Annotated in this window: 14 protein-coding genes; 4 read left to right on the forward strand and 10 right to left on the reverse strand. The window is 73.7% G+C overall.

Features of this window, described 5'->3' with window-relative positions; translation table 11 throughout:
* Nucleotides 1-30 precede the first annotated feature (30 nt).
* Nucleotides 31-423 carry a rhodanese-like domain-containing protein gene (locus I4I82_RS32000; protein ID WP_218591655.1) on the forward strand — a complete coding sequence of 131 codons (393 nt, stop codon included), beginning with the start codon at nucleotides 31-33 and terminating at the stop codon, nucleotides 421-423.
* A gap of 9 nt (nucleotides 424-432) precedes the next feature.
* On the opposite strand, the gene I4I82_RS32005 is transcribed toward I4I82_RS32000, so the two are convergent.
* Nucleotides 433-1692: a TrpB-like pyridoxal phosphate-dependent enzyme gene (locus tag I4I82_RS32005; protein WP_218591654.1), complete on the reverse strand. Its 1260-nt coding sequence runs from the start codon at nucleotides 1690-1692 to the stop codon at nucleotides 433-435.
* 34 nt (nucleotides 1693-1726) lie between these two features.
* Between I4I82_RS32005 and I4I82_RS32010 the strand changes: the two genes are divergently transcribed.
* Complete coding sequence (locus I4I82_RS32010) at nucleotides 1727-2227, forward strand: glutathione peroxidase (protein WP_218591653.1); 501 nt, start codon at nucleotides 1727-1729, stop codon at nucleotides 2225-2227.
* Nucleotides 2224-2724, forward strand: a complete 501-nt coding sequence (locus tag I4I82_RS32015; protein ID WP_218591652.1) for a hypothetical protein — start codon at nucleotides 2224-2226, stop codon at nucleotides 2722-2724. The genes I4I82_RS32010 and I4I82_RS32015 overlap by 4 nt, the downstream gene beginning before the upstream one ends.
* A 27-nt stretch (nucleotides 2725-2751) precedes the next feature.
* On the opposite strand, the gene I4I82_RS32020 is transcribed toward I4I82_RS32015, so the two are convergent.
* The 5 genes from I4I82_RS32020 to gap all read right to left on the reverse strand — a co-directional run bounded on the left by I4I82_RS32020 (nucleotide 2752) and on the right by gap (nucleotide 6435).
* Nucleotides 2752-3093: an RNA polymerase-binding protein RbpA gene (locus I4I82_RS32020; protein ID WP_218591651.1), complete on the reverse strand. Its 342-nt coding sequence runs from the start codon at nucleotides 3091-3093 to the stop codon at nucleotides 2752-2754.
* A gap of 10 nt (nucleotides 3094-3103) precedes the next feature.
* Complete coding sequence (secG, locus tag I4I82_RS32025) at nucleotides 3104-3340, reverse strand: preprotein translocase subunit SecG (RefSeq protein WP_141276232.1); 237 nt, start codon at nucleotides 3338-3340, stop codon at nucleotides 3104-3106.
* A 93-nt stretch (nucleotides 3341-3433) separates the two neighbouring features.
* Nucleotides 3434-4219 (reverse strand): triose-phosphate isomerase, encoded by a 786-nt coding sequence (gene tpiA / locus I4I82_RS32030; protein ID WP_218591650.1) that lies wholly within the window; start codon nucleotides 4217-4219, stop codon nucleotides 3434-3436.
* Nucleotides 4220-5425 (reverse strand): phosphoglycerate kinase, encoded by a 1206-nt coding sequence (locus tag I4I82_RS32035; RefSeq protein WP_218591649.1) that lies wholly within the window; start codon nucleotides 5423-5425, stop codon nucleotides 4220-4222. It lies immediately after the preceding gene.
* Nucleotides 5422-6435 carry a type I glyceraldehyde-3-phosphate dehydrogenase gene (gene gap / locus I4I82_RS32040; RefSeq protein ID WP_218591648.1) on the reverse strand — a complete coding sequence of 338 codons (1014 nt, stop codon included), beginning with the start codon at nucleotides 6433-6435 and terminating at the stop codon, nucleotides 5422-5424. Before gap ends, I4I82_RS32035 begins: the two co-directional genes overlap by 4 nt.
* Nucleotides 6436-6664: 229 nt before the next feature.
* Here gap and ppdK point away from each other — a divergent pair, with 229 nt between their 5' ends.
* Entirely contained in the window at nucleotides 6665-9433 is a 2769-nt protein-coding gene (gene ppdK, locus I4I82_RS32045) for a pyruvate, phosphate dikinase (protein WP_226370376.1), read from the forward strand.
* Nucleotides 9434-9539: 106 nt separating this feature from the next.
* Here ppdK and whiA read toward each other — a convergent pair whose 3' ends face one another.
* The 4 genes from whiA to uvrC are packed head-to-tail and all read right to left on the reverse strand — an operon-like array spanning nucleotide 9540 to nucleotide 14404.
* Nucleotides 9540-10523, reverse strand: a complete 984-nt coding sequence (gene whiA / locus I4I82_RS32050) for a DNA-binding protein WhiA (protein ID WP_172162259.1) — start codon at nucleotides 10521-10523, stop codon at nucleotides 9540-9542.
* A 1-nt stretch (nucleotide 10524) separates the two neighbouring features.
* Nucleotides 10525-11505: a gluconeogenesis factor YvcK family protein gene (locus I4I82_RS32055; RefSeq protein WP_225922642.1), complete on the reverse strand. Its 981-nt coding sequence runs from the start codon at nucleotides 11503-11505 to the stop codon at nucleotides 10525-10527.
* A 5-nt stretch (nucleotides 11506-11510) separates the two neighbouring features.
* The gene (rapZ, locus tag I4I82_RS32060) at nucleotides 11511-12407 is read right to left on the reverse strand and encodes an RNase adapter RapZ (RefSeq protein ID WP_218591646.1); all 897 of its coding nucleotides are present in this window, start codon (nucleotides 12405-12407) and stop codon (nucleotides 11511-11513) included.
* Nucleotides 12404-14404, reverse strand: a complete 2001-nt coding sequence (uvrC, locus tag I4I82_RS32065; protein ID WP_218591645.1) for an excinuclease ABC subunit UvrC — start codon at nucleotides 14402-14404, stop codon at nucleotides 12404-12406. The genes rapZ and uvrC overlap by 4 nt, the downstream gene beginning before the upstream one ends.
* Nucleotides 14405-14422 lie beyond the last annotated feature (18 nt).

Here is a 14422-nt window from a genome sequence, read left to right on the forward strand (position 1 = left end):
GCACCGCGGGCGGGACCTAGCGTCACGGCCATGACCGACGCCGTCGCCTTCTTCGCCGCCCGCCTGACGCACCTCACCGACGTCTCCGACGTCCACGCCGGTCTGCCCGGCGGCGGGTTCGTGCTCGTCGACACCCGCGGCCGCGCCGCCTGGGACCAGGGGCACGTCCCGGGTGCGGTGCACCTGCCCACCGCGGACGTGCCGGGCGCGCTCGCCCCGTCCACGCCCGTCGTCACCTACTGCTGGGGCCCCGGCTGCAACGGCGCCACCCGCGCCGCGCTGGCGTTCGCGCAGCGCGGGTTCGCCGTGCGCGAGATGCAGGGCGGCATCGAGTACTGGATCCGGGAGGGGTTCGCGGTGGAGACGGCGGGCGGGCGCGTGGAGCACGCGCCCGACCCCCTGACCGCGCCCTGTGGGTGTTGACGGGCGCTGCTAGCCCTGCTCCTCGGGCAGCCGGCCGTGGTTGTACTCGTCGTACGCGGCGAGGTCGAGGAAGCCGTGCCCGCAGTAGTTGAACAGGATGACCTTCTCCTCCCCGGTCTCCTTGGCGGCCAGCGCCTCGTCGATGGCGGCGCGGATGCCGTGCGCGCACTCCGGCGCCGGGATCCTGCCCTCGGTGCGGGCGAACCGGACCGCGGCCTCGAACACCTTGCCCTGCGGGTACGCGATCGCCTCCATCCGGCCGTCGCGCACGAGCTGGGAGATCAGCGGGGAGTCGCCGTGGTAGCGCAGGCCGCCCGCGTGGATCGACGGCGGGATGAACCCGCGCCCCAGGCTGTACATCGGCAGCAGCGGGGTGAGCCCTTCGACGTCGCCGAAGTCGTAGCCGAACTCGCCCTGGGTGAGCGTCGGGCACGACATCGGCTCGACGGCGAGGAGCCGCACGCCGGCGTCGGGGACGAACGGGAATGCGATGCCGCCGAGGTTGGACCCGCCGCCGCACGGCGCGATGACGACATCGGGCAGCCGCTCCCCCGCCAGCTCCAGCTGCTCCTTCGCCTCGATGCCGATGACGGTCTGGTGCAGCAGCACGTGGTTGAGCACCGAGCCCAGCGAGTAGTGCGTGTCCTCGCGGCCCACGCAGTCGCGGACGGCGTCGGAGATGGCGCTGCCCAGCGAGCCGGGGTGGCTCGGGTCGTCGACCGGCGACGGCACGACCTCGCCGCCCCACGTCTCGATGGCGATGCGCCGGTAGGGCTTCTGGTCGAACGAGGCGCGGACCATGTAGACCTTGAGGTCCATGTCGAACTGCGCGGTCGCGAACGACAGCGCGGTGCCCCACTGGCCCGCGCCGGTCTCGGTGGTCAGCCGGGTGATGCCCTCCTGGGCGTTGTAGAACGCCTGCGGCACCGCGGTGTTGGTCTTGTGGCTGCCCGAGGGCGAGATCGACTCGTCCTTGAAGTAGATCCGCGCCGGCGTACCGAGCTCCTTCTCCAGCCGCGTGGCGCGCACCAGCGGGGTGGGCCGCCACAGCCGCAGGATCTCCAGCACCTCGCCGGGGATGTCGATCCAGGGCTCGGCGCTGACCTCCTGCCCGATGAGCGCCATCGGGAACAGCGGGGCCAGGTCGTCGGGGCCGACGGGCTCCCGCGTGCCGGGGTGCAGCGGTGGCTGCGGCGGCGTGGCCAGGTGCGGGACCACGTTGAACCAGGCCGTGGGGATCTTGTCAGGAGGGAGCGTCCACCGCGTCATCGGCGGAGACTAGCGCGGTCGTAAGGTGCACGACATGGCCCAGCCCGCCCTTCCCGCACTGTCCGACGCGCCGATCACCGCCCTCGACGGCTCCGCGCTGCCCCCGCTCGACGGGCGCGCGGTGCTCGTCGTCAACGTCGCCTCGAAGTGCGGCCTGACCCCCCAGTACACGGCGCTGGAGCAGCTCCAGGAGCGCTACGCCGACCGCGGGTTCACGGTGCTCGGCGTGCCGTGCAACCAGTTCGGCGGGCAGGAGCCGGGCTCCGCCGGGGAGATCGCCACGTTCTGCTCGGCGACCTACGGGGTGAGCTTCCCGCTGACCGAGAAGGTCGACGTCAACGGTCCCGGCCGCCACCCGCTCTACGCCGCGCTCACCACCGTCGCCGACGACGCCGGGGCCGACGGCGACGTGCAGTGGAACTTCGAGAAGTTCCTCGTGGGCACCGACGGCACGGTGCTGCGCCGCTTCCGCCCGCGCACCGAGCCCGGCTCCGACGAGGTCGTCGCGGCCATCGAGGCGGCCCTGCCCCGATGAGGACCGCCCTGGCCGGCGCCGCGCTGGTCGGGCTGGTCGGGCTGGCCGGACCGGTCGTCACGGGCTGCTCGGCCGCCCCGGTGCCGGACGCGCCGCCCGCCACCACCGAGCCGCCCGCTCCCCCGGCGGCCTGCCTGCTCGACACGGGCGCGCTGCAGGCCGCCACCGGGCTGGCCTGGACGCCCGACGCGACGACGGCGGGCGACGCGCGCTGCGTCTACGACCCGGCGGGCGGCACGGGCGCGGAGTTCGCGGCCGTCGACGTCGCCCCGCGGCCCTCGGGCGCGCTCGACGACGTCGCGGCGCTCTGCGCCGCCGGCAGCCGCACGCCCGCGGCCACCGGGTTCGTGTGCCGGCTCGAGGGCGGCGGGGTGTTCGCCGCGGCCGACCGCGGGAGCGAGCTCGTGACGCTCGCGGTCGCCACCGTGCCCGACGGCACCACGGCCGCGCAGCTGAGCACCGCGCTGGCCGAGCAGCTCGCGCTGCTCGGCCGCTAGGCCGGGCCGGGCGGTGACCCGCGCGGGCTACAGCTCGCGCGAGGCGCGGAGCCGGCCCAGTGCCTCGTCGAGGATGGCCGCGCCGTCGGCGTCGGAGCGCCGCTCCTTCACATACGCCAGGTGCGTCTTGTACGGCTCGGTGCGCGGGGCGGCGGGCGGGTTCTGCCCGTCGCGCCCGGCGGGGAGCCCACAGCGCGGGCAGTCCCACGAGTCGGGGATCTCGGCCTCGGACGCGAACGACGGCGTCGTCACGTGCCCGTTGGCGCAGTAGTAGGGGATGTGCGCGCGCGGCGCGGTCTCGCCGCGCTCGGACTCGCCCATCGGACCGGCACCCACGCGGGTGCCCCTGATCGCGTTGCCACCGGACATCGCCATCTCCTCAGACCCCGACCTTCACCAGCAGGCCCGTGCCCACGATGGCGATCACCCAGATCAACCCCGTGAACAGCGTGATGCGCTGGATGTTCTTGTCCGCCATGGTCGAGCCGGACAGGCTCGACTGGACGCCGCCACCGAAGAGGCTGGACAGACCACCGCCCTTGCCCCGCTGGAACAGGATGAACGTCACCAGCAGAACGCTGGAGACGATCAGCACGATCTGGAGAGCGATCCTCATCCCATCCTCTTCACGTCGCGAACAGCCGCGATCGAGACTACCCGGATGGCCACGGGCCCCGGATGCAGGGCCCGTGGTCCGTACCGGAGCGGACTAGGGCAGCGGCCCGCCGGCGGCGATGGCGCAGAGCTGGGCGAACTCGTCGGCGTCGAGGCTCGCGCCGCCCACCAGAGCGCCGTCGACGTCGGCCTCGGCCACGATCTCGCCGACGTTCTTGGCCTTGACCGACCCGCCGTAGAGCACGCGGATCCCCGCGGCGACCTCCGCGCCGTACTTCTCGCTCAACGCGGCCCGCAGCGCGGCGCAGACCTCCTGCGCGTCGGCCGCGCTCGCGACCCGGCCGGTGCCGATGGCCCACACCGGCTCGTAGGCGACGACCAGGGTCGCCGCCTGCTCCGCGTCGACCTTCTCCAGCCCCGCGAGGAGCTGGCCCGTCGTGTGGGCGACGTGCTCCCCCGCCTCGCGCACCGGCAGCCCCTCACCGACGCACAGGATCGGGACGATCCCGTGCTTGAGGGCCTGCCGGACCTTGGCGTTGACCTCGGCGTCGTCCTCGCCGTGGATCTCGCGCCGCTCCGAGTGCCCGACGGTGACGTAGCGGCAGCCGAGCTTGGCGAGCATGAGCGCCGAGACGTCGCCGGTGTAGGCGCCCGAGTCGTGCGGCGACAGGTCCTGCGCGCCGTGGACGAGCTTGAGCTTGTCGCCGTCGATGAGCGTCTGCACCGAGCGGATGTCGGTGAACGGCGGCAGCACCGCCACCTCGACGCGGTCGTAGTACTTCTCCGGCAGCGCGAACGCCACCTTCTGCACCAGCGCCAGCGCCTCGAGGTGGTTGAGGTTCATCTTCCAGTTGCCGGCGATCAGCGGCTTGCGCGCCATCTACTGCTCCAGTACCGCGATGCCGGGGAGGGTCTTGCCCTCCAGGTACTCCAGCGACGCGCCGCCGCCGGTCGAGATGTGGCCGAACCCGTCCTCGGGCAGGCCCAGCGCGCGCACCGCCGCGGCGGAGTCGCCGCCGCCGACGACGCTGAACGCGCCGGCGTCGACGATCGCCTGCGCGACCCCGCGGGTGCCCTCGGCGAACGGCGCGAGCTCGAACACGCCCATCGGCCCGTTCCAGAACACGGTGGCCGCGCCGGAGAGCACCTCGGCGAACGCCGCGACGGACTCGGGCCCGATGTCGAGGCCCTTCCACCCGTCGGGGATCGCGTCGGCCGCGACGACCTGCGTCTTCGCGTCGGCCGAGAAGTCGTCGGCCACGACCACGTCGGTCGGCAGGATGATCTTGCCCGACTCGAGCAGTGACCGGCACGATCCGATCTGCTCGCGCTCGAGCAGCGAGTCGCCGACGCCGTAGCCCTGCGCCGCGAGGAACGTGAAGCACATCCCCCCGCCGACGAGCAGCGCGTCGACCTTGGGCAGCAGCGCCTCGATCACGGCGAGCTTGTCGGAGACCTTCGACCCGCCCAGCACGACCGCGTACGGCCGGGCGGGCGACTCGGTGAGGGTGCGGAGCACCTCGACCTCGGACAGCACGAGCCCGCCGGCGTAGGCCGGGAGGTCCTGCGCGACGTCGTAGACCGATGCCTGCTTGCGGTGCACGACGCCGAAGCCGTCGGAGACGAACGCTCCTCCCAGAGGGTGATCACCGGCGTCGGTGAGCGCGACCAGCTCGTCGGCCAGGGCCGCGCGCTCGTCGTCGTTCTTCGAGGTCTCGCGCGGGTCGAACCGGATGTTCTCCAGCATGACGACGTCGCCCGCGGCCATGCCGAGGTCGCCCTTGCCCGCGTCCCAGTGCTTCGCGCTGATCAGCCGCACGGGCGCGCCCAGCAGCTCGCCGAGGCGGGCCGCGGCGGGGGCGAGGGACAGAGCCGGGTCGGCGCCGCCCTTCGGCCGCCCGAGGTGCGCCACGATGATCACCATCGCGCCGGCCCCGGACAGCTCCGAGATCGTCGGCGCCGAGGCCCGGATGCGGCCGTCGTCGGTGATCTCGCCGCTGTCGTCGAGGGGGACGTTGAGGTCGGAGCGCACGAGGACCGTGCGGCCCTCGACGCCCTCGTCGATGAGGTCGTCGAGAGTCCTCACAGCTTCGAGGCCACCAGCGCCGTGATGTCGACGAGGCGGTTGGAGTAGCCCCACTCGTTGTCGTACCAGCCGACGATCTTGACCTGGTTGCCGATGACCTTGGTCAGGCCCGCGTCGAAGATGCAGGAGTGCGGGTCGGTGACGATGTCGGAGGAGACGATCGGGTCCTCGGTGTAGAGCAGGATCCCCTTGAGCGGGCCCTCGGCCGCGGCCTTCATCGCGGCGTTGACCTCCTCGGCGGTGGTCTCGCGGCCGACGGTGGCGGTGAGGTCGGTGGCCGAGCCCGTGGGGATCGGCACCCGCAGCGCGTAGCCGTCGAGCTTGCCCTTGAGGTGCGGCAGCACGAGCGAGATCGCCTTCGCGGCGCCGGTGGAGGTCGGCACGATGTTCAGCGCGGCGGCGCGGGCGCGGCGCAGGTCCTTGTGCGGCCCGTCCTGCAGGTTCTGGTCCTGGGTGTAGGCGTGGATCGTGGTCATCAGACCCTTCTCGATGCCCACCAGGTCGTCGAGCACCTTCGCCATCGGCGCCAGGCAGTTGGTGGTGCACGAGGCGTTGGAGACGATGGTCTGGCTGCCGTCGTAGTCGCCGTCGTTGACGCCCTTGACGACCGTGAGGTCCTCACCGGTGGCCGGCGCGGAGATGACGACCTTCTTGGCGCCCGCGTCGAGGTGCTTCGCGGCGGCCTCGCGCTTGGTGAACAGGCCGGTGGACTCGACCACGACGTCGACGCCGAGGTCCTTCCAGGGCAGCTCGGCGGGGTCGCGGACCGCCAGGCCCTTGAACCCCTTGCCGTCGACGACGATCTCGTCGTCGGAGGACGAGACGCTGTAGGGCAGGCGCCCCAGGATCGAGTCGTACTTGAGCAGGTGGGCCAGGGTGGCGTTGTCGGTGATGTCGTTCACCGCCACGATCTCGATGTCGCTGGTGCCGGCCTTGCGCTGGGCGTCCACCGCACGCCAGAAGTTGCGCCCGATCCGTCCGAACCCGTTCACGCCTACGCGCACCGTCACGCCGTGCCTCCTCGACTCGTCAGTTCTGACCCCACGACCCTAGCGTCCGCGGACCTGCGCCGACACGCCCGGTTCGGAATCGATACACCTGGGTCCGGCCTGGCCGGACGCGCGCGTGGACGCGTGTGACCGGTCCGTCCGGACCATTGATCACCGGCGCAGGTCACACGTAGCGTCTTCCGGATGTGCGCTGGATCACCGGCGTCGACCTGCGGGAGGCGTCGTGCCGGTGGATCAGCGAACGAGCGGGACAGGGGCGGGGCGGGTGCGTCCCGAGCGGGCGCAGCTCGTCTTCGACTTCGCCGAGGGCGACCGCACGCAGGTCGACCTGCTCGGCGGCAAGGGCGCCAACCTCGCCGAGATGACGAAGCTGGGCCTGCCCGTGCCGCCCGGGTTCACCGTCACCACCGAGGCCTGCCGCTACTACCTCGAGCGCGGTGAGGAGCCCCAGTCGCTGCGCGTGCAGATCACGATGGCGCTGCGCCGGCTGGAGAACGACCTGGGCCGGCGCCTGGGCGACGTCGTCGACCCGCTGCTGGTGTCGGTGCGCTCGGGCGCCAAGCACTCCATGCCCGGGATGATGGAGACCGTCCTCAACGTCGGGCTCAACGACTACTCGGTGAAGGGGCTGGCCGAGGCCGCGAAGGACGAGCGCTTCGCGTGGGACTCCTACCGCCGGCTGATCCAGATGTTCGGCCGCACGGTCCTCGACATCCCCGCGGAGCGCTTCGAGCACGAGCTCGACGCCACCAAGGCGCGCGCGGGCGTGGCCACCGACGTCGAGATCCCGGTGTCGGCACTGATCGAGCTGGTGGAGGAGTTCAAGCACATCGTCCAGGACGCCACCGGCCGCGAGTTCCCGCAGGACCCCCGCGAGCAGCTCGACCTCGCGATGCGCGCGGTGTTCAACTCCTGGAACACCGACCGCGCGCGGCTCTACCGCCGCCGCGAGCGCATCCAGCACGACCTGGGCACCGCGGTGAACATCTGCGCGATGGTGTTCGGCAACCTGGGCGAGACCTCGGGTACCGGCGTGTGCTTCACCCGCGACCCCGCCAGCGGCCAGCCCGGCGTGTACGGCGACTACCTGTCCAACGCGCAGGGCGAGGACGTCGTCGCCGGCATCCGCAACACCCTCACGCTCGAGGACTTCGCCGCGCTCGACCCGTCCTCGCACGCCGAGCTGACGCGGATCATGCGGCGCCTGGAGACCCACTACCGCGACCTGTGCGACATCGAGTTCACCGTCGAGCGCGGCAAGCTGTGGATGCTGCAGACGCGCGTGGGCAAGCGCACCGCGGCCGCGGCGTTCCGGATCGCCACGCAACTCGTCGACGAGCGCCTGATCACCAGCGACGAGGCGCTGGCCCGCGTCACCGGCCACCAGCTCGCGCAGCTGATGTTCCCCCAGTTCGACGTCGACGCCGAGCGCGTGCTGCTCACCCGCGGCATGGCCGCCTCCCCCGGCGCCGCCGTCGGGAAGGTCGTGTTCGACTCCGCCACCGCCGTGGCGTGGGCGGCGCGGGGCGAACCGGTGGTGCTGGTGCGCCGGGAGACGAACCCCGACGACCTCGAGGGCATGATCGCCGCCACCGGGGTGCTGACCAGCCGCGGCGGGAAGACCTCGCACGCCGCCGTCGTCGCCCGCGGGATGGGGCGCACCTGCGTGTGCGGTGCGGAGGAGATCGAGGTCGACGCGGCGGGCCGCACGCTGAGCGTCAACGGCACCCGGGTCGCCGAGGGCGAGGTGCTCTCCATCGACGGCTCCACCGGGGAGGTGTTCGCGGGCGAGCTGCCCGTCGTCGCGTCGCCGGTGGTGATCTACCTGGAGCAGGGGCTCGACGCCGCGCTGGCCGTGGCCGACGAGCAGACCGGCGAGCTGGTGCGCAGCGTCGACCGCCTGCTGCGCCACGCCGACCAGGCCCGCGTCCTGCGGGTGCGCGCCAACGCCGACACCGCCGAGGACGCCACCCGCGCCCGCGACATGGGCGCCGAGGGCATCGGGCTCTGCCGCACCGAGCACATGTTCCTGGGCGAGCGGCGGGTGCTGATCGAGCGGCTCATCCTGGCCGACGGACCCGGCGCCCGCGACGCCGCGCTCGCCGAGCTGCTGCCGCTGCAGCGCGCCGACTTCGTGGCGTTGCTGGAGGCGATGGACGGCCTGCCGACCACGATCCGGCTGCTCGACCCGCCCCTGCACGAGTTCCTGCCCGACCGCACGGAGCTGGCCGTGCGCGTCGCGGTCGCGCAGGCCACCGGGCGCGGTGACGAGCCCGACGTCGCCGCCGACGTCACCCTGCTGTCGGCGGTCGACCGGCTGCACGAGTCGAACCCGATGCTCGGGCTCCGCGGGGTGCGCCTGGGCCTGAGCGTGCCGGGCCTGTTCGCGATGCAGGTCCGCGCGATCGCCGAGGCCGCGGCGGAACGGGCCGCGGCGGGCGGGCGGCCGCTGGTCGAGATCATGGTGCCGCTGGTCGGGTCGGTCATGGAGCTGCACCTGATCCGCGATGAGATGGACGGGGTGCTCGCCCAGGTCGCCGCCGCGGCGGGCGGGGCGCCGCACATCCCGATCGGCACGATGATCGAGCTCCCCCGGGCCGCGCTCACCGCCCGCCGGATCGCCGAGGCCGCCGAGTTCTTCTCCTTCGGCACCAACGACCTCACGCAGACGACGTGGGGCTTCTCCCGCGACGACGTCGAGGCCTCGATCTTCGCGACCTACCTCGACAAGGGCGTGTTCACCGTCTCGCCGTTCGAGTCGCTCGACCGCGACGGCGTCGGCGCGCTGATCCGGATGGCCGTGCAGGCCGGGCGCGAGGTCCGGCCCGACATCAAGCTCGGCATCTGCGGCGAGCACGGCGGCGACCCCGAGTCGGTGCACTTCTTCCACGACGCCGGGCTCGACTACGTGTCGTGCTCGGCGTTCCGGGTGCCGGTGGCGCGGCTGGAGGCCGGGCGGGCGGCGCTGGCGTCGGACACGGCGGGCGGGCGGCTGTAGGGGCGGCGGCCGACGGGTCCGCCCCCCGAACTGCGCAGCTGCCGGCAGTCTGCGCACGTCCCGCGGTGCGCGGACGCCACGAGGTGCGCAAGCCCCCGACCCGGGCTCAGCTCTCGTCGAGCATGTCCGGGGTGACGGCGGAGTCGGTGTCGGGGATGCCCAGGTCGGCCGCCCGCTTGTCGGCCATGTGCAGCAGCCGCCGGATCCGCCCGGCCACCGCGTCCTTGGTCATCGGGGGGTCGGCGAGCTGGCCGAGCTCCTCCAGCGACGCCTGGGTGTGCTCGGCGCGCAGCCGGCCCGCGGCCAGCAGGTGCTTGGGCACGTCGTCGCCGAGGATCTCCAGGGCCCGGGCGACGCGCGCGGCCGCGGCCACCGCGGCGCGGGCCGAGCGGCGCAGGTTGGCGTCGTCGAAGTTGGCGAGGCGGTTGGCCGTGGCCCGCACCTCGCGGCGCATCCGCCGCTCCTCCCACGCCATGACGCACTCGTGCGCGCCCATGCGCGTGAGCAGAGCGGAGATGGCGTCGCCGTCGCGGACGACCACGCGGTCGGCCCCGCGGACCTCGCGCGCCTTCGCCGTGACGCCGAGCCGGCGCGCCGCCCCGACCAGGGCGAGCGCGGCCTCCGGCCCGGGGCAGGTGACCTCCAGCGACGAGCTGCGGCCCGGCTCGGTGAGCGAGCCGTGCGCGAGGAACGCCCCGCGCCAGGCCGCCTCGGCGTCGCACACCCCGCCGGACACGACGGGCGGCGGCAGGCCGCGGACCGGGCGTCCGCGGGCGTCGAGCAGTCCGGTCTGGCGGGCGAGCCCCTCGCCGTCGCGCACGACCCGCATGACGTAGCGGGCGCCCCGGCGCAGGCCGCCCGGCGAGATCACGTGCGCCTCGCAGGTGTGCCCGTACAGCTCGTGGATGTCGCGGCGCAGCCGGCGCGCGACGGAGCCGGTGTCGACCTCCGCCTCGATGACGACGCGTCCGCCGACGATGTGCAGGCCGCCCGCGAACCGCAGCAGCGCCGCCACCTCGGAGCGCCGGCAGCAGGGCTTGGTGACGACGAGCCTGCTCAGCTCGTCCTTGACCGCTGCGGTCATCGCCATGTCACGGACCTCCGGGGGACGGGAAGGGACTGACCGGCGACACGGCCGCACCCAGTGCGTCGGCCAGCGCCACCGGGTCGTGGCGCGGCACGGTGGGGTCGGCCGCGACCGGGGCCAGCTGGACCCGGCCGCCGGGCGACAGCATCGGCGACGCCGCCCGGTGGAGCCGATCGGGCACCGGTACCGCGTCGACGTCGGCGATCACCGCGTCCACCCTGAGTGCCGGTGCGTGCTCGGAGAGTACGGCCAGGTGCCTCTCGGGCGAGAACCCGGCGGTCTCCCCGGGCTCGGGAGCGAGGTTGAGCACCAGGATCCGGCGGGCCGAGCTGTCGAGCACGGCGTCGCACAGACCGGGAACCAGCAGGTGGGGCAGCACGCTGGTGAACCAGGAGCCCGGACCGAGGATCAGGACGTCGGCGTCGCGGACGGCGGCGACGGCCTCCGGGCACGCGGTGGGCCGCTCGGGCTGCAGCCAGACGCGGCGCACGCGCCCGGGCGTCGAGGCGACGGCGACCTGCCCGCGGATGCGGTGCGGGCCGTCGCTGCCCAGCCCGCTCACCTCCGCCTCGATGTCGAGCGGCTCGCAGCTCATCGGCAGCACGCGCCCGCGCACGCCCAGCAGCGCCCCGAGCTGGTCGAGCGCGGCCACCGGGCCGCCCAGGGTGTCCATGAGGCCCGCGAGGAGCAGATTGCCCACGGCGTGCCCGGCCAGCGCGCCCGTGCCACCGAAGCGGTGCTGCACGAGCGCGGTCCAGCGGGCGCCGACGACGTCGTCGGACGCGAGCGCGGCCATCGCCATCCGCAGGTCCCCCGGCGGCAGCGAGCCCAGCTCGCGGCGCAGCCGGCCCGAGGAGCCACCGTCGTCGGCCACCGTGACGACGGCCGTGACGTGCGGGTCGACGACCCCGCGCCCGGCGAGGACGCGCAGCGCGCTCAGCGTGGCGTGCAGGCCGTGCCCGCCGCCGAGCGCGACGGCACGCAGGCCCGTCACTCGCGCCCCAGGTCGCGGTGCGCCACGTTGACCGACACGCCCTGGTCGCCGGCGAGGCGCCGCGCGATCTCCTCGCTGATGGCGACGCTGCGGTGCTTGCCGCCGGTGCATCCCACCGACACCGTGAGGTAGCTCTTGCCCTCGCGCCGGTAGCCGGCGCCCACCAGGCGCAGCAGCTCCAGGTAGCGGTCGATGAACTCCTCGGCGCCCTCCTGGCTCAGCACGTAGTCGCGCACGGTCTCGTCGCGCCCGGTGAACTCGCGCAGCTCCGGGATCCAGAACGGGTTGGGCAGGAACCGGACGTCGACGACGAGGTCGGAGTCCATCGGCAGCCCGTACTTGTAGCCGAACGACACCAGCGTGACGCGCGTGTGCTGCGCGAACTCGGCGCCGAACGTGCGCTCCAGGGTGGCCCGCAGCGCCGGGACCGACACGGTGGAGGTGTCGACGACGAGGTCGGCGGTCTCGCGCAGCGGGCGCAGCAGCGCGCGCTCGGCGGCGATGCCGTCGACGAGCCGGCCCTCCCCCTGCAGCGGGTGGCTGCGGCGGACCTGCTCGAACCGGCGCACCAGCACGGCGTCGGTGGCCTCCAGGAACAGCAGGCGGGGGCGGTAGCCGCGGGCGTCGAGGTCCTTGATGACGGCGCCGAGGTCGGCGGTGAACGCGCGGCTGCGCACGTCCATCACGACGGCGATGCGGGTGATGTCGCCGCGCGCCCGCGCCCCCAGGTCGACCATCGTGGCGATCAGCTCGGGCGGCAGGTTGTCGACGACGAACCAGCCCAGGTCCTCCAGCACCTTGGCCGCGGTGCTCCGGCCGGCGCCGGACAGGCCGCTGACCAGCGCGACCTCGATGCCCGCGCCGTTCGGCAGCGGTACCTCGTCGGTGGTCACGCGCCCTCCTTGTTCAGCGCCTCGAGCACCGCGGCCGCCGTGCGCGGCCCGAAGCCGGGCAGCGCGGCGATCTCGTCGACGTCGGCGGCCCTGAGCTTGCGCACCGACCCGAAGTGGCGCAGCAGCGCCCCCCGGCGGGCCGGGCCGAGGCCGGGCACGCCGTCGAGCTCGGAGCTCGTCATCCCCTTGGACCTCTTCTGCCGGTGGTAGGCGATCGCGAAGCGGTGCGCCTCGTCACGGACGCGCTGGAGCAGGTAGAGCCCCTCGGACGTGCGGGACAGGATCACGGGATCGGACTCTCCGGGCACCCACACCTCCTCCAGCCGCTTGGCCAGGCCGCACACCGCCACGTCGGTGACGCCCAGGTCCGCGAGGACGTCGGCGGCCGCCTGGGCCTGCGGCGCCGCCCCGTCGACGACGAGGAGGTTGGGCGGGTAGGCGAACCGGCGGGGGCGCCCCGTCTCGGGGTCGATGCCCGGACGGGCCCCGACGTCGGGATCTTCGCGCGGAGTGGCCGGACCATTACCGGCGGCGGCGTCGCGGGGGCCCGCGGGGGCGGTCTCGGCGAGGTAGCGGCGGAACCGGCGGCGCACGACCTCCGCGATCGAGGCGACGTCGCCCAGCTCGGCGGCGTCCTTGACCTCGAAGCGGCGGTAGTCGGACTTCTTCGCCAGCCCGTCCTCGAACACCACCAGCGAGGCGACGACGTCGGTGCCCTGCACGTGGGAGACGTCGATGCACTCGATGCGCAGCGGCGCCGAGTCCAGGCCGAGCCCGTCCTGGATCTCCTGCAGCGCGGCGGAGCGGGCCGTGAGGTCGCCCGCCCGGCGCAGCTTGTGCTGGGTGAACGCCTCGGCGGCGTTGCGGGCGACGGTCTCGGCCAGCGCCCGCTTGTCGCCGCGCTGGGGCACCCGGATGCCCACGCGCGAGCCGCGCAGGCCGGTGAGCCAGTCGGTGAGCGCGTCGACGTCGGCGGGGAGCTCGGGCACGAGGATCTCGCGCGGCACGGGCTGCTGCGCGTCGTCGCTGCCCCCACCCGGCGTCTCGGCGGCCAGGGCGGCCTGCTCGCCGTAGAACTGGGTGAGGAAGCGCTCGACGAGCTGGGGGGTGTCGGTGGGCTCGACCTTGTCGATCACCCAGCCGCGCTGGCCGCGGACCCGCCCGCCGCGCACGTGGAAGACCTGCACGGCGGCCTCGAGCTCGTCGTCGGCGAACGCGACGACGTCGGCGTCGGTGCCGTCGCCCAGCACCACGGCCTGCTTCTCCATGGCCCGCTTGAGCGCGCCGATGTCGTCGCGCAGCCGGGCGGCGCGCTCGAACTCCAGCCCCTCCGACGCCTGCGCCATCCGCCGCTCCATCTGGCGGACGAGGTGGTCGGTGCGGCCGGCGAGGAAGTCGCAGAAGTCGTCGACGATGTCGCGGTGCTGCTGCGCGTCGACCCGCCCGACGCAGGGCGCCGAGCACTTGTCGATGTAGCCGAGCAGGCAGGGCCGCCCGATCTGGCCGTGCCGCTTGAACACCCCCGCGCTGCAGGTGCGGGCCGGGAAGACGCGCAGCAGCAGGTCGAGCGTCTCGCGGATGGCCCAGGCGTGGGCGTAGGGCCCGAAGTAGCGGACGCCCTTGCGGCGCGGCCCCCGGTAGACGTGCAGCCGCGGGAACTCCTCGCCGACCGTGACGGCGAGGACCGGGTAGGTCTTGTCGTCGCGGTAGCGGACGTTGAACCGCGGGTCGAACTCCTTGATCCAGTTGTACTCGAGCTGGAGCGCCTCGACCTCGGTGCCGACCACCGTCCACTGGACGTGGGCGGCGGTCGTGACCATCTGGCGGGTGCGCGGGTGCAGCCCGGAGAGGTCGGCGAAGTAGGAGTTGAGGCGCTGGCGCAGGCTCTTGGCCTTGCCGACGTAGATGACGCGCCCGTGGACGTCGGAGAACCGGTAGACCCCGGGGGCCTCCGGGATCGACCCGGTGGCGGGGCGGTAGCTGGCGGGATCAGGCATGGCCGACCCAGGGTAGGA

It is taken from the genome of Pseudonocardia oceani (assembly GCF_019263585.2).
GTDB classification, from domain to species: domain Bacteria; phylum Actinomycetota; class Actinomycetes; order Mycobacteriales; family Pseudonocardiaceae; genus Pseudonocardia; species Pseudonocardia oceani.

Bases quoted from the DNA above. Each gene is read 5' to 3' on its own strand.
- tpiA (WP_218591650.1), bottom strand. From the start codon at position 4,219: ATGGCGCGCAAGCCGCTGATCGCCGGCAACTGGAAGATGAACCTCAAC.
- I4I82_RS32015 (WP_218591652.1), top strand. From the start codon at position 2,224: ATGAGGACCGCCCTGGCCGGCGCCGCGCTGGTCGGGCTGGTCGGGCTG.
- secG (WP_141276232.1), bottom strand. From the start codon at position 3,340: ATGAGGATCGCTCTCCAGATCGTGCTGATCGTCTCCAGCGTTCTGCTG.
- I4I82_RS32020 (WP_218591651.1), bottom strand. From the start codon at position 3,093: ATGTCCGGTGGCAACGCGATCAGGGGCACCCGCGTGGGTGCCGGTCCG.
- whiA (WP_172162259.1), bottom strand. From the start codon at position 10,523: ATGGCGATGACCGCAGCGGTCAAGGACGAGCTGAGCAGGCTCGTCGTC.
- I4I82_RS32005 (WP_218591654.1), bottom strand. From the start codon at position 1,692: ATGACGCGGTGGACGCTCCCTCCTGACAAGATCCCCACGGCCTGGTTC.
- uvrC (WP_218591645.1), bottom strand. From the start codon at position 14,404: ATGCCTGATCCCGCCAGCTACCGCCCCGCCACCGGGTCGATCCCGGAG.
- I4I82_RS32000 (WP_218591655.1), top strand. From the start codon at position 31: ATGACCGACGCCGTCGCCTTCTTCGCCGCCCGCCTGACGCACCTCACC.
- I4I82_RS32010 (WP_218591653.1), top strand. From the start codon at position 1,727: ATGGCCCAGCCCGCCCTTCCCGCACTGTCCGACGCGCCGATCACCGCC.